General features: G+C 71.3%; 15 protein-coding genes, 1 tRNA gene and 1 pseudogene. 8 read left to right on the forward strand and 9 right to left on the reverse strand.

What is annotated here, in order from left to right; all coding sequences use genetic code 11:
* Positions 1-145 precede the first annotated feature (145 nt).
* Positions 146-1,435 (forward strand): cyclopropane-fatty-acyl-phospholipid synthase family protein, encoded by a 1,290-nt coding sequence (locus tag OHT01_RS23705; protein WP_328555135.1) that lies wholly within the window; start codon positions 146-148, stop codon positions 1,433-1,435.
* A gap of 109 nt (positions 1,436-1,544) precedes the next feature.
* Here the strand turns inward: OHT01_RS23705 and OHT01_RS23710 are convergent, their stop codons facing one another.
* Together OHT01_RS23710 and OHT01_RS23715 are read right to left on the reverse strand one after the other, a co-directional pair.
* Positions 1,545-4,085 (reverse strand): ABC transporter permease, encoded by a 2,541-nt coding sequence (locus tag OHT01_RS23710; protein ID WP_328555136.1) that lies wholly within the window; start codon positions 4,083-4,085, stop codon positions 1,545-1,547.
* A 323-nt stretch (positions 4,086-4,408) separates the two neighbouring features.
* Positions 4,409-5,176, reverse strand: a pseudogene (locus OHT01_RS23715) (ABC transporter ATP-binding protein); the annotation flags it as partial.
* Positions 5,177-5,683: 507 nt separating this feature from the next.
* Between OHT01_RS23715 and OHT01_RS23720 the strand changes: the two are divergent.
* From OHT01_RS23720 to OHT01_RS23730, 3 genes are all read left to right on the forward strand, one after another.
* Positions 5,684-5,766, forward strand: a tRNA-Leu gene (locus OHT01_RS23720).
* A gap of 214 nt (positions 5,767-5,980) precedes the next feature.
* On the forward strand, positions 5,981-7,210 hold the full coding sequence (locus OHT01_RS23725; RefSeq protein ID WP_328555137.1) for a 4-hydroxybenzoate 3-monooxygenase: 1,230 nt from the start codon (positions 5,981-5,983) through the stop codon (positions 7,208-7,210).
* Between the two features lie 178 nt (positions 7,211-7,388).
* Positions 7,389-8,285: a Bax inhibitor-1/YccA family protein gene (locus tag OHT01_RS23730; RefSeq protein ID WP_328555138.1), complete on the forward strand. Its 897-nt coding sequence runs from the start codon at positions 7,389-7,391 to the stop codon at positions 8,283-8,285.
* A 106-nt stretch (positions 8,286-8,391) separates the two neighbouring features.
* Here the strand turns inward: OHT01_RS23730 and OHT01_RS23735 are convergent, their stop codons facing one another.
* The gene (locus OHT01_RS23735; RefSeq protein WP_103550712.1) at positions 8,392-8,622 is read right to left on the reverse strand and encodes a DUF4287 domain-containing protein; all 231 of its coding nucleotides are present in this window, start codon (positions 8,620-8,622) and stop codon (positions 8,392-8,394) included.
* Between the two features lie 104 nt (positions 8,623-8,726).
* On the opposite strand from OHT01_RS23735, the gene OHT01_RS23740 reads away from it, so the two are divergent.
* The gene (locus OHT01_RS23740; protein WP_328555139.1) at positions 8,727-9,038 is read left to right on the forward strand and encodes a hypothetical protein; all 312 of its coding nucleotides are present in this window, start codon (positions 8,727-8,729) and stop codon (positions 9,036-9,038) included.
* Positions 9,039-9,171: 133 nt separating this feature from the next.
* Here OHT01_RS23740 and OHT01_RS23745 read toward each other — a convergent pair whose 3' ends face one another.
* From OHT01_RS23745 to OHT01_RS23755, 3 genes are all read right to left on the reverse strand, one after another.
* Positions 9,172-9,969, reverse strand: a complete 798-nt coding sequence (locus tag OHT01_RS23745) for a hypothetical protein (RefSeq protein ID WP_328555140.1) — start codon at positions 9,967-9,969, stop codon at positions 9,172-9,174.
* A 292-nt stretch (positions 9,970-10,261) separates the two neighbouring features.
* Positions 10,262-11,482, reverse strand: a complete 1,221-nt coding sequence (locus OHT01_RS23750; RefSeq protein WP_328555141.1) for an acetyl-CoA C-acetyltransferase — start codon at positions 11,480-11,482, stop codon at positions 10,262-10,264.
* An 819-nt stretch (positions 11,483-12,301) separates the two neighbouring features.
* Entirely contained in the window at positions 12,302-13,330 is a 1,029-nt protein-coding gene (locus OHT01_RS23755) for an SGNH/GDSL hydrolase family protein (RefSeq protein WP_328555142.1), read from the reverse strand.
* 144 nt (positions 13,331-13,474) lie between these two features.
* On the opposite strand from OHT01_RS23755, the gene OHT01_RS23760 reads away from it, so the two are divergent.
* Positions 13,475-14,869, forward strand: a complete 1,395-nt coding sequence (locus OHT01_RS23760; protein ID WP_328555143.1) for a cystathionine beta-synthase — start codon at positions 13,475-13,477, stop codon at positions 14,867-14,869.
* Positions 14,870-15,379: 510 nt separating this feature from the next.
* On the opposite strand, the gene OHT01_RS23765 is transcribed toward OHT01_RS23760, so the two are convergent.
* Positions 15,380-15,817 carry a hypothetical protein gene (locus tag OHT01_RS23765; RefSeq protein WP_328555144.1) on the reverse strand — a complete coding sequence of 146 codons (438 nt, stop codon included), beginning with the start codon at positions 15,815-15,817 and terminating at the stop codon, positions 15,380-15,382.
* A gap of 242 nt (positions 15,818-16,059) precedes the next feature.
* On the opposite strand from OHT01_RS23765, the gene OHT01_RS23770 reads away from it, so the two are divergent.
* Complete coding sequence (locus OHT01_RS23770; protein ID WP_328555145.1) at positions 16,060-16,986, forward strand: MurR/RpiR family transcriptional regulator; 927 nt, start codon at positions 16,060-16,062, stop codon at positions 16,984-16,986.
* A 196-nt stretch (positions 16,987-17,182) separates the two neighbouring features.
* Positions 17,183-17,752 carry a hypothetical protein gene (locus tag OHT01_RS23775; protein WP_328555146.1) on the forward strand — a complete coding sequence of 190 codons (570 nt, stop codon included), beginning with the start codon at positions 17,183-17,185 and terminating at the stop codon, positions 17,750-17,752.
* A gap of 26 nt (positions 17,753-17,778) precedes the next feature.
* Here the strand turns inward: OHT01_RS23775 and OHT01_RS23780 are convergent, their stop codons facing one another.
* Positions 17,779-18,153: a hypothetical protein gene (locus tag OHT01_RS23780; protein WP_261704015.1), complete on the reverse strand. Its 375-nt coding sequence runs from the start codon at positions 18,151-18,153 to the stop codon at positions 17,779-17,781.
* Between the two features lie 14 nt (positions 18,154-18,167).
* Complete coding sequence (locus OHT01_RS23785) at positions 18,168-18,686, reverse strand: roadblock/LC7 domain-containing protein (protein WP_328555147.1); 519 nt, start codon at positions 18,684-18,686, stop codon at positions 18,168-18,170.
* Position 18,687: the final 1 nt, after the last annotated feature.

The raw sequence follows: 18,687 nt of genomic DNA on the forward strand, positions 1-18,687 counted from the left end.
GGACGCGGGGCGGTGGCACCGCCCAAAGCGTGGTGCGTACACGCATTTTGCGAATCTGTAACGCGGAAGGGGGACTGCGCGCGGAGCGGGTAGGTGTTTACGTGGTGTCGGAGCGTTCGGGAGTGTTGTCTCGGAGGTGTACGCCATGCAGGACGCCGCGCCGCGGCTGAAGAGCCTTGTCGAACAATTGCTGGGAGCCCCGCTCCCGTTGCGCATCCGCGCCTGGGACGGTTCGGAAGCAGGTCCGCCCGGCGCTCCGGCGCTCGTGGTCCGCAACCGGCGGGCGGTGCGCCGCCTGCTCTGGAAACCGGGCGAGTTGGGTCTCGCCCGCGCCTGGGTCTCCGGCGACCTGGGCGTCGAGGGGGACCTGTACAGCGCCCTGAACCTGATCTCCGGGCTCGTCTGGGAGCGCGGCGAGGACGCGCGCGGGCTCGTGGAGGCGCTGCGCGACCCCGAGGTACGCGCGGCGGTGCGCGGGCTGGTGAAGCTGGCCGGGCCGCCGCTGCCGCCGGCCCCGCCGGTCGAGGAGGTGCGCAGGCGCCGCCACCTGCACACCAAGCGCAGCGACCGACGAGCCATCAGCCACCACTACGACGTCGGCAACGACTTCTACGAGATCGTCCTCGGCCCCTCCATGGTCTACTCGTGCGCCTACTGGGAAGAGGGCGGCACCCTGGAGGAGGCCCAGCGCGACAAGCTCGAACTCGTCGCCGGGAAACTGGACCTGAAGCCCGGTCGGCGGCTCCTCGACGTCGGCTGCGGCTGGGGTTCGATGGCCATCCACGCAGCCCGCGACCACGGTGCGACCGTGGTCGGGGTGACGCTGTCGCAGGAACAGGCCGCGTACGCCCGTAAGCGGGTCGCGGACGAGGGTCTGACCGACAGGGTGGAGATCCGGGTGCAGGACTACCGGGACGTCGCCGACGGGCCCTACGACGCGATCTCCTCCATCGGGATGGCCGAACACGTCGGCGCCGAGCGCTACCTGGAGTACGCCGAGGTGCTGAATCGTCTCCTCAGGCCCGGCGGACGGCTCCTCAACCACCAGATCGCCCGACGGCCGCAGCGCGACGAATCGACGTACTCCGTCGACGAGTTCATCGACGCCTACGTCTTCCCCGACGGTGAGCTCGCGCCCCTCGGGACGACCGTGGCACAGCTCGAACGGGCCGGGTTCGAGGTGCGCGACGTCGAGGTCATCCGCGAGCACTACGCGCTCACCCTGCGCCGCTGGGTCGCCAACCTGGAGGCCGGGTGGTCCCGCGCCGTCCGGCTCACCAGCCCCGGCCGGGCCCGCGTGTGGCGCCTGTACATGGCCGCCAGCGCGGTCGCCTTCGAACGCAACCAGATCGGCGTCAACCAGGTCCTGGCGGTGAAGACCCCGGACGCCACCGGCACGTCCGGGATGCCGCTACGGGCGAGAACCTGGAACTGACGCGTGGCGGATCGGGCCGAACGCGCGGGGAGGGGGTCCGTTCCGGCCGGAACGGACCCCCTCCCCGCGTGTCTCCCGGGCCTGCCGCCCCGGCCCACCGTCCGTCCCGCTACTCGGACTTGATCGCCGTCAGCATGTCCAGACGGGCCGCCCGGCGGGCCGGCCACAGTGCCGCGAGGACGCCGACCGTCCCCGCGAGGAGGAGGAAGACCGCCATCCGGCCCCAGGGCAGGACCAGTTCGTACGTCGACATCCTGCTGCCCAGCAACTGCCCGGCGGCCCAGCCGAAGAACACGCCGAGGCCGACGCCGAGGACGCCGCCGAAGAGCGAGATGACCAGGGACTCCAGACGGACCATCCGCTTGATGCCCTTGCGGTCCAGGCCGATCGCGCGGAGCATCCCGATCTCCTGCGAGCGCTCGAACACCGACATCGCGAGGGTGTTGATGACACCGAGGACGGCGACGATCACCGCCATCGCCAGCAGGCCGTAGAGCATGTTGAGCATCAGCGTGAACATCTTCGCGATGTCGTTGGAGATGTCCTGCCTGTCCTGGACCTTGACGGCGGGGTTGTCGCCGAGGGCCTTCTCCAGCCTGTCCTTGGTCGCGGCCGACGCCCCGCCCGCCGTCTTCACCATGACCTGCATGTCGGCGGCGTCGCGCTGGTGCGGGGAGAGGGTGGCGTTGTCGAGGATGATGCCCCGGATCACCTCGTTGGCCTCGTACACCCCGGCGACGGTCAGGCTCTCCTTCCTGCCGTCCTCGTAGGAGACCCGGAAGTCCGAACCTGCCTTCCAGCCATGGGCCTTGGCGATGTCCGAGTCGACCGTGACCCGGGTGCCGCCGACCCGGAACGAGCCGTCGGTGACGGCGAGGTCGGTGAGTTCGCCGATGGTCGCGCCGTTGACGCCGGTCAGGAACTCGGTCTGCCGGTCGATGCGGGAGGGCGCGTTGCGCAGCGAGCTGATGGCGGTGACCCCGTCGACCGCCGCGAGCTTCTTCTCGACGTCCGGGGAGAGGGAGTTGCCGTTCGCCATCGACACGACGTAGTCCGCCTTGATCGCCGAACTGGCCATCTTGTCGATCGACTTCTGCAGGCTGCCCGCCATCACCGTCATGCCGGTGATGAGGGTGAGGCCGATCATCAGCGCCGAGGCGGTGGCGGCCGTACGGCGCGGATTGCGCACCGAGTTCTGCCGGGCCAGCTTGCCGGAGATGCCGAAGACCCGCAGGACCGGAGCCGCCGCGGCGATCATCGGGCGGGACAGCAGCGGGGTGAGGACGAAGACGCCGATGATGAGGAGCACCGCGCCGAGACCCATCGGGGCCTGGCCGTCCGAGCCGTCCAGCGTCGTCGCGTAGAGGACCACGGCGACGCCCGCGGCCGAGAACAGGGCGCCGGTCGAGTTCCGCAGGACCAGGGACTTCGTCGTCGCCTTCGCGTGGACGCTGCTCATCGCGGCCACCGGCGGGATCTTCGCGGCGCGGCGGCCCGGCAGCCACGCCGCGAGCATGGTGATGAGGACGCCGACGAGCAGCGCCGTGGCGACCGTGCCGGGCGAGACGACCAGCGGGCCGTCCGGCACCGTGGCGCCGAGCGTGCCCATCAGGGAGCGCATCGAGGCGCCGATGCCGATGCCCGCGGCGAGCCCGCCGACGGCGGCGACCGCGCCGACCACGAACGCCTCGATCAGCACCGACCGGGTGACCTGGCGGCGGGAGGCGCCGACGGCGCGCAGCAGCGCGAGTTCCTTGGTGCGCTGGGCGACCAGCATGGTGAAGGTGTTGGCGATGATGAACGTGCCGACGAACAGCGCGATCCCGGCGAAGACCAGCAGGCCCGTCTTCATCCCGCTCATCGCCGAGGAGATCTGCTCCGCCTGGTCGGCGGCGAGCTTCCGTCCGGTCGTGGTGGAGGCGACGTCCTTCGGTACGACGGCGTCGAGCGCGTCGCGCAGCGCGGTCTGGCTGGTGCCCGGCGCGGCCTTCACGTCGATCTCGTCGTAGGAGCCGGCCGAGTGGAACAGCTTCTGCGCGGTCGCCGTGTCGAACAGGGCGAGGCTGCCGCCGGCGGCCACGTTGCCGTCGTCGGTGGTGAAGACGCCGGTCACGACGGGCTTGAGGACGGGGCCGTCGACCGACAGCCGTATGGTGTCGCCGACCTTGTAGCCGGCCCGCTTCGCGGTCTCCGCGTCGATCGCGACCTCGCCCGTGCCGTGCGGGGCGTGCCCGGCCGTCAGCGGGTAGCGGGGGTCCTTCCCGCCGTCCTTCCCGGTCCAGTAGTTGCCGCCCTGCGACTGGAATCCGCCGCCGATCAGCTTGCCGTCCTTGTCGGCGATGGCGGTGAAGCCGTTGACGACACCGATCACGGAGGCGGCTCCCGGCACCCCGGCCGCCTTGTCGAGAAGCGGCCGGGTCAGCTTGTGCGTCGTGCCGAGGGTGTCGCCGGTGTCGGCCGCGCTCTCCGGGTGGATGGCGACGTCGACCTGGTCGAACCCCTTGGCGGAGCTCTTCTGGTAGGCGTCGGAGATGGTGTTGGTGAAGACCAGGGTCCCCGACACGAACGCGACGCCGAGGAGGACGGCGAGCACGGTCATCAGGAGCCTGGCCTTGTGCGCGAACACGTTGCGCAAGGCTGTACGGAACATGGGTCTTCTCAGTCCAGGGGTCGCGGGAAGGAGCAGGAAGGAGCAGGAGAGCGCAGGAGGGCGCGCGGCAGGCGCGCGAACAGCGCGCGGTATCGCGGGTGGGCGCACGGGGTGTTCTGAGGAGTGTGCGGAAGGCACGGACGGCGTGGACCGCGCGGACGGCGTGCAGGTGGCGGGCGGCCACCCGGGGGCGCGGGGCGCGGGGTGAGCGGCCCGGCGGTGCGTCAGCTGATGCGGTCCTTGGCCTGGTCCTGCTCCTGGCCCTTGGCCTGGCTCTGGTCCTTGGCCTGGCCCTGGTCCTGGTCCTTGACCTCGGACTCGGGGGTCCGGGACTTTCCTCCGGGGAGATTGCGCATACGGTCCAGCACGGAGTCGGCGGTCGGCTCGTGCACCTCGTCCACGATCTGCCCGTCGACGAGGAAGACGACCCGGTCCGCGTAGGCGGCGGCCACCGGGTCGTGCGTCACCATCACCACGGTCTGGCCCAGCTCCCGTACGGAGTTGCGCAGGAAGCCGAGGACCTCCGCGCCCGCGCGGGAGTCGAGGTTCCCGGTCGGCTCGTCGCCGAAGATGATCTCGGGGCGGGAGGCGAGGGCACGGGCGACGGCGACGCGCTGCTGCTGGCCGCCGGAGAGCTGGGACGGGCGGTGGCCCAGACGGTCGGCGAGGCCGATCATCTTGATCACCGTGTCCAGCCACTCCTTGTCGGGCTTGCGGCCCGCGATGTCCATCGGGAGGGTGATGTTCTCCAGGGCCGTCAGCGTCGGCAGCAGGTTGAACGCCTGGAAGATGAAGCCGATCTTGTCCCGGCGCAGCTTGGTGAGCTGCTTGTCCTTCAGGGAGCCGAGTTCGGTGCCGCCGATGCGCACCGAGCCGGAGGAGAAGCTGTCCAGCCCCGCCACGCAGTGCATCAGCGTGGACTTGCCGGACCCCGAGGGGCCCATGATCGCGGTGAACTCGGCCTGCCGGAAGTCGACGCTGACCCGGTCGAGGGCGATCACCTGGGTCTCGCCCTGCCCGTAGACCTTCGACAGTTCCGTGGCGCGGGCAGCGACCGCGGTGCTTGTGCCGGCGAGGGGAGTGGTGGTCACGGGAGGGTGCTCCTGTCGGACGACGACGTTGATGGGGATGTGTCCATCGTCCGTGCGGATTCGCGGGAAGGAGTCACCCGCTGCTCCGGTTCCGGGGGCAGCCTGCGGTCGGACGGGGAGCGGTCGCGTCATACCTGGGGATGACGGAGCTTCCCTGAGGGCCCTCCGGGCCGGGTGTCGCGAAGACCTCCGGGGATTCCTCGGAGGGGGCGCCTCGGAGGGGGTGTCGCGGAGGTCCAAGGACCGCGCGTGGCGCGGCCGTTCTCCCGGGAGGCGGCCGGGGACCTCGGGAACGCCCGTCCCGACCTTGTTCGGACGGTGAAATTCCGTCAATTCGTGTACGCGGGCCCTGCGCGTCCGAAAGGCTGTTGGCAAGTGCTGACGGCCTGTACCGCGTGCTGATGCACCCTCAGGCGCCAATAAAATAAGACAACATCGGTCCGCACGCCCGCTGTTCGGGGGACGCGCCCCGATAGGCTCGGAACCTCGATGCGGAGCCCATGGTCTGCCCGGATGGTGGAATGCAGACACGGCGAGCTTAAACCTCGCTGCCCCTCGCGGGCGTACCGGTTCAAGTCCGGTTCCGGGCACTTCCCGCACTTGCGACGCAGGACGCGGGCCACAGTCGGATCCCTCCGAGCGTGGCCCGCCGGCTGCCGTTCCGGTCGCTTTCGCACCCCCGCCCCGGCGGCGACGGGGTGCCCCCGGTCGTTGACAGTCGTTCCCCGGCGGCGGAGACTCACGCCGGTGAGGTGGTGAAGGAAAGTTCACTTCGCGAACATCGAGGAAGGTGTGGGCATGTCGATGCGGACCACTGTGGGGATCGTCGGGGCCGGGCCGGCCGGGTTGTTGCTGGCGAGGCTGCTGCACCGGGCCGGGATCGAGTCGGTCGTCCTGGAGAGCCGCGACCGGGCGTACGTCGAGCAGCGGCAGCGGGCCGGGATCCTGGAGCAGGGGACCGTGGACGTGCTGCGGGCCGCCGGGGCCGGGGAGCGGATGGACCGGGAGGGGCTGCCGCACGACGGGATCGAGCTGCGGTACCGGGGGGAGCGGCACCGGATCGACTTCCCGGGGCTCACCGGCGGGCGCGCCGTGATGGTGTACGCGCAGACCGAGGTGTGCAAGGACCTCATCGCGCTGCAACTGGAGGACGGCGGGCCGCTGCTCTTCGAGGCCGAGGCGCTGGCCGTCGAGGGGGCCGAGGACGACCGGGCCCGCGTACGGTTCCGGCACGAGGGGCGCGAGGACGTACTGGAATGCGACTACGTCGTCGGCTGCGACGGCTTCTGGGGCGTCGCCCGCAAGGCCGTGCCCGACGCGCTCTCCCGCACCTTCGAGCGCTCGTACCCCTTCGGCTGGCTCGGCATCCTCGCCGACGTGCCGCCCTCGCACGACGAACTCGTCTACGCCCGCCACGAGCGCGGCTTCGCCCTGCTCAGCATGCGTTCGCCCACCGTCTCCCGCCTCTACCTCCAGGTGCCCGAGGGCACGGACGCCGGCGCGTGGAGCGACGAACGGATCTGGGACGAGCTGGACCGGCGTCTGGAGACCGCCGACGACTGGCGGCTGCGACGCGGTCCCATCACCTCCAAGTCCGTCACGCCCATGAGGAGTTACGTCCACGAGCCGATGCGGCACGGCCGGCTCTTCCTCGCCGGGGACGCCGCCCACATCGTGCCGCCGACCGGCGCCAAGGGCCTCAACCTCGCCGTCGGCGACGTCGTCACCTTCGCCCGCGCCCTGATCCACCTCAGGGACACCGGATCGGCCGAGCGGCTCGACGCCTACTCCGAGACCTGTCTGCGCCGCGTCTGGCAGGCCGAACGGTTCTCGTACGACATGACGTCCCTGCTGCACCGCGACCCCGCCGCGACCCCCTTCGAGGACCGCGTCCAGCTCGCCCGCCTGGAGCGGATCACGAGCTCACGCGCCGCCGCGGCGGACCTCGCGGAGGGTTACACGGGCTTCCCTCTCGGTGAACGGGAGCGGGCGGGAGCGGCGCCGCGGGAACAAGACGGGATCAAGGTCGCTTGAGAGGGCACCGGCGCTCCGCGAGGCCGGTGTCACGGCTTAGTACCAGTGCGGGCGTGGCGGGGGGCACACGCGTACGGTGGCACAACGAGGGAAAGATCCTCCCCAAGCACGAGGGTCATTCCTTTGCCTACCCATTACCCTTGAGCCAAGGCCACGAGGGTGGCCATGGAGGAGCGAAATGAGGAGCAGTAACCCGGTCTTCTCGCGACGGGGGTTCAGCCGCGACAACGGCTACGCGGGCTTCAACGCGGCGCCGCAGGCCGGGGGACCCGCTGTCGGCACGCAGGGGAACCCGTACGCCCAGCAGGGCGGCAACCCCTACGCGCAGAACCCGTACGCGCAGAACCCCTACGCACAGCAGGGCCTTCAGCAGGGCGCTCCGCCGCAGGCCCCGGTCACCACCGGCCGGATGACGATGGACGACGTCGTCATGCGTTCGGCCATGACGCTCGGCACCGTCGTCGTCGGCGCCGTCCTGGCCTGGGCGCTGCTGCCGGTCTCCGCCACGAGCTACGGCCTGGCCATCGGCTCCGCGCTGGTCGCCTTCGTGCTCGCGATGGTGCAGTCCTTCAAGCGCACCGCCTCGCCCGCGCTGATCATCGGGTACGCCGCCTTCGAAGGCGTCTTCCTCGGGGTCGTCAGCGAGATGTACAACTCGCAGTGGCACGGCGCCCCGTTCCAGGCGGTGCTCGGGACCATGGCGGTCACCGGCGCCACCCTGCTCGTCTACAAGGCGGGCTGGATCCGGGTGACCGCGCGGTACGCGCGCATCGGTATGACCATCGCCATCGCCTTCGTCGCCGTCATGGCGGTGAACCTGCTGCTGGTCGTCTTCGGGGTCGCCCCGGACGGCGGACTGCGCAGCAGCGGCCCGCTCGGCGCGATCGTCGGCATCCTGGCGATCCTGATCGGCGCGTTCTTCCTGACCCTCGACTTCAAGCAGATCGAGGACGGCATCACCTACGGCGCGCCGAAGGAAGAGGCATGGCTGGCCGCGTTCGGCCTGACCGTGACCCTCGTGTGGATCTACCTGGAGATGCTGCGACTGGTCGCCATCTTCAGCGGCCGCGACTAGCGGCACCGACGGCCTGACCGGCCGTCATGTGTGACCTGAAGGGCCCGCGAACCACCGGTTCGCGGGCCCTTCGTCGTCGGCTGTCTGTCGTGTCGGTGGTGCGCGCTCACAGCAGTTTGCGCGCGGCCCTCCTCAGGTCGTACTCATGGATGATCGCTTTGGCGTGGCCGTACGCGAGGTCGTGCTCGGCGCGGAGCCAGCTGACCTTCTCCTCGAAGCGGAAGAGGGCGGGGCCTTCGTCGACGGTGCGAAGCCAGTCGGAGATCTCACGACCGGTGCAATGAGGGATGCGGGCGAGCAGGTTGCGATGGGTCTCCTCGGAGAAGACTTGGGACATCGGCGCCTCCGAACGCAAAGGGGATGTAAGCCGGTCCTTCACGCCACCGTGCCTGAGGGTTGGGTTGTTGGCAACAGTCCCACCGCTGCGCGTAGTCTCGCGGCGTGCTGGATACGACGCCGTTGACCCGTGCCGTGGACCATTTCGCCGACCGGTTGCGGGCCGCGCCGCAGAGCCGCCTGCAACGAGGTGCGGCAGCCGAGGCACTGGGGCTGGCCAGGGAGTTCGCGCTGCGCACCCAGCGCGTCGAGGACCCGTCGGGGGAGCCCCGGGAGATGCCCGACGCCGGGATGTTCGCCGCCGCCGACCAAATCACGGTCGCCGCGCACGACTTCGCCCTCGTACTGAAGAACGAGGAGGAACTGGCGGAAGCGGTCACGCTCGTGGCGGAGGCACAGAAACGCGCCGGGGTCTGATCGGCCGACCGGCTCCTGCGCGGTCGCCCGGTTCCGCGGTGCGGCGCGGCCCCCGCCTCGGAGGAGGGGGCGGCCGCGGTGAGGCCGTGCGGTTCGCGGACGCGCCGCGCGGGTCAGCGCGACGGCGTGCGGGTCACAGCGACGCTATGACGCGGTCCGCCAGGATGTAGACGTTCTCCTCGCCGAAGGCGAACGTCAGGGCGTACGCGCCCGAGACGCCGGAGCCGCCGAGCAGGACCGGAGTCTGGCCGGCCTCCAGCGCCTTGGCGAGCCGCAGCGCGGTCTCGCGGTGGCCCGGGGTCATGCACAGGGTCGTACCGTCGGCGAAGACGTAGACGTCGAGGGTGCCGAGCGGGCCGGGGCGGACGTCCGCCAGCTCCGTACGGGACTCGGCGAGCTCCTCCAGGCAGGCCACCGTGCGTTCGTGGTCGTTGACCACGGGTGACTGGACGGGGACGAAGTCCGGGTGCGAGGGGTGGCGGCGGCGGGCCGCGGCGAGTTCGGGGGAGTCGCCGGCGGTACCGGTCTGAAGGAACTCCTCCAGGTCCGGTCCTGCCTCGGCGACCGGCTCCAGGTGGTCGAGGCCCACGAAGTCCGAGTGGCGCGGCAGGAACAGTTCGCTGTCCGGCAGGCCGAGCAGCGACGGCGCGTCGGAGGCGTCACGCGCCTCCTGCGCGGCCCAGAAGGCCCGCGCCTCGGCGAGTTCCCGCTCCCGCTCCTCGGCGAGCGCCTCGGCCACGGCCGTGCGTATCTCGTCCGCGTCGGCGGATCCACGCGCCGCGGGTACGAGACCCCGCAGGGCATCGGCCCGGCTCTGGGCGAGTTCACTGTGCAGGGCTGCGATCTGCCGACGCAGACCCTGCAGGGTGTGCAGAACGGCGACGCCCACGGCCGCGGTGGCGGCGGTGGTGAGCAGCAAAGCAATCGGCATGGCGCTCACTGACGTACTCCCGGTTCAAAGTCGGCCCCCGACTTCCTACATCAGCTTGAAGGGCGAACCACCAAACTGTCAGTGCGTAACGTCACGAATAGGACAGGACTTTGGGCCTCGGGTTTAACTGTCCAACCACTCTGACCTGCTGGAATGTCCCCGCGGAGGGACATAGGTCACATCTTGGAGGGGATTGGATCACAAATCGGCCCAGAGGCCCGGTGGTTACGGGCTTCTGGGCCGATTCGTTCACTCTGGGTTCAACTCCCGTTACGGGAACGGGTCGTCGATGTCAGCTCAGGCGCTCGATGACCATGGCCATTCCCTGGCCGCCGCCGACGCACATGGTCTCCAGCCCGAACTGCTTGTCGTGGAACTGGAGGCTGTTGATGAGCGTGCCGGTGATGCGGGCGCCGGTCATGCCGAAGGGGTGGCCGACGGCGATGGCGCCGCCGTTCACGTTCAGCTTGTCCAGCGGGATGTTCAGGTCGCGGTAGCTCGGGATCACCTGGGCGGCGAAGGCCTCGTTGATCTCGAACAGGTCGATGTCGTCGACGGTGAGACCGGCGCGGCTGAGCGCCTGCTTGCTGGCCTCCACCGGGCCGAGGCCCATGATCTCGGGGGAGAGGCCGGTGACGCCGGTGGAGACGATGCGGGCGAGCGGGGTCAGGCCGAGCTCGCGGGCCTTCGTGTCGGACATGATCACGAGGGCGGCGGCGCCGTCGTTCAGCGGGCAGCAGTTGGCCGCGGTGACCATGCCGTCGGGGCGGAAGACCGGCTTGAGGCCCTGGACGCCCTCCAGCGTCACACCCGCGCGCGGGCCGTCGTCCGTGCTGACGACCGTTCCGTCCGGGGTCGTGATCGGGGTGATCTCGCGCTCCCAGAAGCCGTTCTTGACGGCTTCCTCGGCGAGGTTCTGCGAGCGCACGCCGAACTCGTCCATGTCCTGGCGGGTGACGCCCTTGAGGCGGGCCAGGTTCTCGGCGGTCTGGCCCATCGCGATGTACGCGTCCGGGACCAGGCTGTCCTCGCGCGGGTCGTGCCAGCTCGAACCCTCCGACTGCGCGACTTCGAGCGTGCGGGCCTCGGCGTCGGCGAAGAGGGGGTTGTGCGTGTCGGGCATGCCGTCGGAGGTGCCCTTGACGGACCGCGACACCATCTCGACGCCGGCCGAGATGAAGACGTCGCCCTCGCCCGCCTTGATGGCGTGCAGGGCCATGCGGGAGGTCTGAAGGGAGGAGGAACAGTAGCGGGTGATGGTGCAGCCCGGGAGGTGGTCCATCCCCATCTGCACGGCCACGATGCGGCCGAGGTTGTGGCCCTGCTCGCCGCCGGGGAGGCCGCAGCCGAGCATCAGGTCGTCGATGAGCTTCGGGTCCAGCTCGGGGACCTTGGCGAGGGCGGCCTGGATGATCGTGGCGGTCAGGTCGTCGGGGCGCACGTCCTTCAGGGAGCCCTTGAAGGCGCGGCCGATCGGGGAGCGGGTGGCTGAGACGATCACGGCTTCGGGCATCACGGCTCCATTGGCGTACGGGAAGTGTGCAGGGCTGATTGGGAAGTTACCCGCACGTACCGTCGAGGTCACCGGTCTGGGTGTGTGACACCGGCCGCACTTTTCTAAGCGCTTGCTTTTCTCTGGCGGGGGCGCCTTTTGGGGGTGGTCCGTTGCGCGGGGCCCGGTGAGGGGGCGGGCCCCCTCTGACCTCCCCTTTCCTGGGGCTCTGCCCCAGACCCCGCTCCTCAAACGCCGGAGCGGCTGAATCCGGGCTCCGCCCCACCCCCGCTCGTCGAGCGGCGGAGGCCCTGAATCCGGGTCCTGCCCCGCCCCCGCCCCTCAAGCGCCGGAGGGGCTGAATCCGGGCTTCGCCCCACCCTCGCTCGTCCGCTCGTCGAGTGGCGGAAGGGCTGAATCCGGGTCCTGCCCCCCGCCCCCGCTCGTCGAGTGGCGGAGGCGCTGAATTCGGGTCCTGCCCCCGCCCCCGCTCCTCCAAGCGCCGGAGGGGCTGAATCCGGGCTTCGCCCTTGCCCCGCGCCTCAAGCGCCGGAGGGGCTGGTTCTTCGCCGGCCGGGGCTGGATTTCGGTCCCGCTTCTCGGGCGCCCGCTTCTCTGATGCCGGCCGAGGTGACGGGGTCAGGGGCGCGGGGAACTGCGCGACCAGCCCCCACGCACCCGCGGCCGGGAACGCGCCCTCCCGTCCCGGGACCGTCCCCGGAGCCCGGAGCCCGGAGCTCAGGGGGCGCAACACGGCGCTCGGAGCGCGGTGCCCAGAGCCCGGGGGGCGGAGCCCGGAGCTCCGGGGATGGTCCCGGGGCGGGCCGGGACGGGTCGGGGTCAGGGGGACGGGGTTGGGGCCGGGTCTGTGGCGGGGAGGCGGTGGCGGCGGCGGCGTTTGAGGAGGGCCCAGGGGCCGCGAGGGCCGGTGGGCATGGCGGCCGCGACCTCCGTGCCGGGCTCGGACGCGGCCTCCGCGGCCGCACGGGCGACCGGCAGGAAACCCTCGTGCCGCGAGACGTCCGGACGCTCCTCCTCGGCCGGCCAGAGGCCCAGCGCCGCACAGACCGTGGGCAGGAGCGCCATGGCGGCCGTGGCGTACCCCTCCGCCGAGGGATGGTAGTGATCGGGGCCGAACAGCTCGCGCGGGTTCGCCTCGAACTCGGGGCCCAGCAGGTCGCCCAGCGACACCGTGCGGCCGCCCTGCTCCACCGTCCCGATCGTCTGGGCGGCGGCCAGCTGGCGGGAGGCGCGCCGGGCCAGCCAGCGCAGCGGCTGCTGGACCTGCTCGACCGTGCCCAGGTCGGGACACGTGCCGACGACCACCTCCGCGCCGGCGGTGCGCAGCCGCCGTACCGCCGCCGACAGGTGCCGTACGGAACGTGTCGGCGGCATCCGGTGCGTCACGTCGTTCGCGCCGATCATGATCACGCAGATGTCGGGCAGTCGGGCGGTGTCCGTGAGGGCGAGCGCGACCTGGCGGTCCAGGTCGTCCGACTGGGCGCCCGGCAGGGCCACATTGCACAGCTCCACCGGCCGCTCGGCCACCGCCGCGAGCCCGGAGGACAGCAGCGCGCCCGGCGTCTGTCGGGCCCGCCGCACCCCCTGTCCCGCCGCCGTCGAGTCGCCGAGCATCGTCAGGCGCAGCGGGGGTTCGTCAGCGGGGGCACCGGTGTAGTCGTACCCGTAGAGACCGTCCGCGCGCGGGGCGTAGGGAGCGTGCCCGTTGCCCACATGCCGCTTCGCGAGCTGCACCTCGGCCAGCACCAGGCCGACGGCCGCCGCACCCACCAGTCCGACCCCGCCCCCGCCGTACGCCGCGCCCGCAGCGATCCGCCGGGCCACCCGCGCCCTCGACATGCTCGACATCCGTCGCCGCCACCTCCTTGTAGCCGTACAACCACTGCTTGCCCCGAAGAGCGGGTGGGCCAATCTCAACGGCGCGTGAACGAGCGTTCAGGGCCGTAGGCTGACGGGACCATTCCTGTTGAAAACGCAGCTCCGGAGACAACGGTGCAATTCCACGACTCGATGATCAGTCTCGTCGGCAACACCCCGCTGGTGAGGCTCAACAACGTGACCGCGGGCATCCAGGCGACCGTCCTGGCGAAGGTCGAGTACTTCAACCCCGGCGGATCCGTGAAGGACCGCATTGCCATGCGCATGATCGAGGCCGCGGAGGAGAGCGGCGACCTCAAGCCCGGCGGCACGATCGTCGAGCCGACCAGTGGGAACACCGGTGTGGGGCTCGCCATCGTGGCGCAGCAGAAGGGGTACCACTGCATCTTCGTGTGCCCCGACAAGGTCTCCACGGACAAGATCAACGTGATGCGCGCGTACGGGGCCGAGGTCGTGGTCTGCCCCACCGCCGTCGACCCGGAGCACCCGGACTCGTACTACAACGTCTCCGACCGGCTGGTCCGGGAGACCCCGGGGGCCTGGAAGCCCGACCAGTACTCGAACCCGAACAACCCCCTGTCGCACTATCACTCGACCGGCCCCGAGCTGTGGGAGCAGACGGAGGGGAAGATCACCCACTTCGTCGCGGGTGTGGGCACCGGCGGCACGATCTCCGGTACCGGCCGGTATCTGAAGGACGCCAGCGACGGCAAGGTGCAGGTCGTCGGCGCCGACCCCGAGGGGTCCGTGTACTCCGGCGGCTCGGGCCGCCCGTACCTGGTCGAGGGCGTCGGTGAGGACTTCTGGCCGACCGCGTACGACCGTACGGTCGCGGACGAGATCGTCGCCGTGTCCGACAAGGACTCCTTCCAGATGACGCGCCGCCTGGCCAAGGAGGAGGGCCTGCTCGTCGGCGGCTCCTGCGGCATGGCCGTGGTCGCCGCGCTGCGGGTCGCCGAGCGCCTCGGCCCCGACGACGTCGTGGTCGTACTGCTCCCCGACAGCGGGCGCGGCTACCTCAGCAAGATCTTCAACGACGAGTGGATGGCCGACTACGGCTTCCTGGAGGACGCCGGTCCGAGCGCCCGGGTCGCCGACGTGCTGAACGACAAGGCGGGGGCCACGATCCCCTCGCTCGTCCACATGCACCCGGAGGAGACCGTCGGCGAGGCGATCGAGGTGCTGCGCGAGTACGGCGTCTCGCAGATGCCGATCGTCAAGCCGGGCGCCGGTCACCCGGACGTGATGGCCGCCGAGGTCATCGGGTCGGTCGTGGAGCGCGAGCTGCTCGACGCGCTGTTCACCAAGCGGGCCTCCCTGGAGGACCCGCTGGAGAAGCACATGTCGTCGCCGCTGCCGCAGGTCGGTTCCGGTGAGCCGGTCGCCGACCTGATGTCCGTGCTCGGTCGTGCCGACGCCGCGATCGTGCTCGTCGAGGGCAAGCCCACCGGTGTCGTCAGCCGGCAGGACCTCCTCTCCTTCCTGGCCAAGGGCGGCATCAGGGCGTAGTCGGCGGGACCGCGCGGGTGGCGCACGGACGGCGGTCGAGGGCGGTGCCGGGCGCATGACGTCCGGTTCTTCCGGCCCGGAGCGGGAAATTTGTTCGAAGTGTCGGGTCCGTGTGGATCTTCGAGCACCGGCCGGGGCGAACTTCGCGGAAGTGGTACGAGCGCGTCACGTCCGCGCAGCACTCGCTTAACACGGGTCCGGCACATTAGTGGGTGTCGGCAGGGCGGGAGCGGCTCCCCGCCCCGGCCGACGACAGAACGGCGCCAAGGACCTCCGGAGCGGCTCCCGGACCTCCATGGACGCCTGGACGCGCAAGCCCGGTCCTGACCCGGCCCGCGTCGCTCGCGGGGACCGCCGTCGTCCCGCCCCCCTTCACCGGGGGTGCGGCGGTCCCCGCGCAACACGTCGAAGGGCCCGGCACGTGTCTCACGTGCCGGGCCCTTTCGTGTGCCCGTACGGTCCGGGACGGCTTCTCCTCGCCGTCCCGGTCCTCCAGGATCCTCCGGGCCGCTAGTCCTCCCAGTCCGATTCCGGGCGGCTCTTGCGGCGGCCGAAGAAGTTCGGTGAGAGGCGCGCCGCCTGGACCACGTTCACGCCCACGATGCCGCCCCAGGCGACGAGCAGTCCGGGCAGGTGCGCGATTCCGCCGCCGATCGCGGACAGCGGGACCGCGAGGACGAGCGAGACGATCCCGAAGCCGAACCGTTCGCCCCACGAGTCGGACGACTGGGGCGAACGCGTGCCGCGCGCCACCACCATCTGCTGTTCGGCCAGCCGGCGCCGCACCCGGCGGTCGACCGAGCCGTCGAGGCGCTGCTCGACCTTCTCCAGGAACGAGTCGACCAGCGCGGACTCGTACTCGTCGCCGAGCTCCCTGCGCGCGTGCAGGGTGGCGTTGAGTTCCTTCTTCAGTTCCGCGTCGTCGTGGCGGGCTTCGCTACCGGTCATGCCTTTCACGGTAGGCAGCGGAGGCCCGCGGGGCACTGGGGATAGCCCCCCTGTTGGCGCTGGGCCGAACCCCCGGCGGGCGCCCCTTGCCGGTCTGCATATCGTCATGCAGAGTTCTGGTTACCTGAATAGACCTGAGGAGACCGAAGAGGCCACCTGAGGAGAAGGGTGTGCGCGTGGCGTCGTCCCGGCACCGATGCGATGAAGGCGGTCGAGGAGTCCTGGTGGAGGGGGAGCACGTCATGAGCGCGGGCAGCGACAAGAACGGGGACGTGAACGGGGACGGGGGCGAAAAGGTGGACGGGGGCGTCGGGGCGGAGAGCGACACGGGTGCGAGCGACAGTCCCGCCGGGCGGCTCCAGGCCCTGTTCGAGGGGCGCCGGCTCACGCCGACCCAGCGGCGCATCGCCCACAGCATGGTGCGCCGCGCCGCCGACGTGCCGTTCCTGTCCAGCGTCGAACTCGCCGAACTCGCCGGCGTCAGCCAGCCCTCCGTCACCCGCTTCGCGGTCGCCCTCGGTTTCGACGGCTACCCGGCGCTGCGCAAGCACCTGCGCGAGGTCGCGCCCGCCGAACCGGCCGCCGACACCGCCTCGTACAACGAGTACCAGCAGGCCGTCGAGGCCGAGATCGAGAACCTGCGCCACCTCGCCGCGGTGCTCGCCGATCCGCGCCCGGTCGCGCGGGCGGGCCGCCTGCTGGCCGCCTCCCGGCCGCTGCCCGTCCTCGGGCTGCGCGCCGCCGCCTCCCAGGCCTACGGCTTCGCCTACTTCGCCGCCAAGGTGCACCCCGACGTGCGGCTGCTGCACGAGGGCGGCACGATGCTCCAGGACCGCGTCGACGCGGCCGTCCGGGCCGGGGCCACGGCCCTGCTGTGCTTCGCGCTGCCTCGCCACCCGCGCGAGGTCGTCGACGCCCTCGGCTACGCGAAGGAGGCCGGGCTGACCGTCGTCACGGTCGCGGACTCCGCGTTCGCGCCGGTGGCGAAGGTGTCCGACCTGCTGCTCCCCGCCGCCGTCGGCACCGGCCTCGCCTTCGACACGGCCTGCGCTCCGATGCTGCTGGGCCGCGTTCTGCTGGAGGCCATGTGCGACGACCTGCCGGACGCGCAGGCGCGACTGGAGCAGTTCGACGCGCGGGCCGCCGTACGGGGACTGTTCGTCGAGTAGGCACCGGGGCACGAGCCCGGCACGAACCCGGCACGAACCCGGCACGGGCCCGGCACGGGCCCGGGTGTGCGGATCCGGGCGTTTCTCAGACTCGTCTCACCTTCCGTGGCTAGCCTGCGCGCCCAGAGACACACGGGCGCGGCGGCGGTCGGCGCCGCACCCGTGGGCGTGCAGGCGCTGAGACGGGAGGCGGATCGTGGCGCGCGGAGGACAGGGGTTGGCCCGGATGGCCGTCGTGGTGCGGGCGGGAGCCGCACCGCTGTGGTGGTGCGGAGTGGCGGCTGCCGGAATCGGGGCGATGATCCCCGGACTGACCGGACGCAGGATCGGCGTGACGGCGGGTGCCGCGCTGTTTCTCGTCGCGGTGGTCGTGGTGGCGTACTGGCGCAGGAAGCGGTACGCCGCCCTGGTCCGGTCCGCCGCCCGTGCCGGTAAGCACGATGTGCTCCAGGACCGTGCCGTGACGCTTCGCAACTGGCGCCGGGGGCACCGCTGGTGGCTCCTGCTCGCCTTCGCGGCAGCGCTGGGCAGTTCGTTCGCGGTGCCCGTCGCGGGCGGCATGCTGCTCGCCGGCGCGGGTGCCGGACTGTGGCTGAAGGCCGGCCGGCTCGGGCGTCTGGAACGTGCCGAACAGGCGCTGATCTGGGTGCGGGTCGACTGGCTCGGCCCGCGCGCCGGGGCCCCCGTGGGCAAGCCGGTCCGGGCCGTCCGGGCCACCGGAGTGGCGGCGGGCGACGCCGCGCCCGGTGGGGCGCGGCGTCGCTGACCCGAACGGGCTTCGCCTGGCGGGTACTAGACCTCGAGATCGGTCTCGATCCGCTTGAGCTGGTGCCTGGCCATCGCCAGGTTGGCCCGCTTCTGGTCGAGGACCAGGTACAGGAACAGACCGTTCCCGCCGCGGCCCTTCATCAGCCGGATCAGGTGGTACTGGTCGGACAGTGTGATCAGGATGTCCTCGATGTCGCCCTTCAGGCCCAGGTGTTCCATCGTGCGCAGCTTGGCGCGGACGACGTCGGTGTTGCCGGCGGCCGCGACCGTGAGGTCGAAGCTCTTGCTGCCACCGATGGTGCCCAGCGCCATGCCGCTGGTGTAGTCGACGAGGGCGGCGCCGGTCGCGCCCTCGATGGACGCCAGTGCCTCTTTGAGGGCGGTCTCGGTGTTCGTCATGATGTGGTGCTCCTTCAACTCTCTGATGTTCTCGGGTGGTTGGTCGCAGGGGTAGAAGTGGGGCGCGTGGCGGTGGTGCCGCGCGCCGTGCGTGTACGCGGAGTGCCCGACGGGGTCTTCGCGGAGGTCTTGGCCGGGTCGGGGAGCGGCTCGCCGCGCGCCGTGGCGGCGTCGACGAGTTCGCCGATCCGGGTGCTGGAACGGCGCCCCTCCAGGTGCAGCCGGCCGACGTTGACGCGGTCCTGGGCGAGCAGCGTCAGCACGGCGGAGCCGCCGGCCGCGTAGGTCGCGACATAGCCGTGCACGCCGCGTACCAGCAGCTCACGCAGGTCGCCGTGCCCGGTGCTCTCGGCCATCCGAATGGCGACACCCAGTGCGGCCGCGGTGAGCGCCGCCAGGCCGTCCGGCTCCACACCGGGCGTGTCGTGGGCGAGGACGAGACCGTCGGCGCTGGCCGCGAGCGCTCCGGTCAACTGGGGCACCCGGGCCCTCAACCGATGGAGTTCGTCCAGGACTTCGGGCTCCGCCGCCATC

The sequence above is a fragment of the Streptomyces sp. NBC_00358 genome (genome assembly GCF_036099295.1).
Taxonomy (GTDB): domain Bacteria; phylum Actinomycetota; class Actinomycetes; order Streptomycetales; family Streptomycetaceae; genus Streptomyces.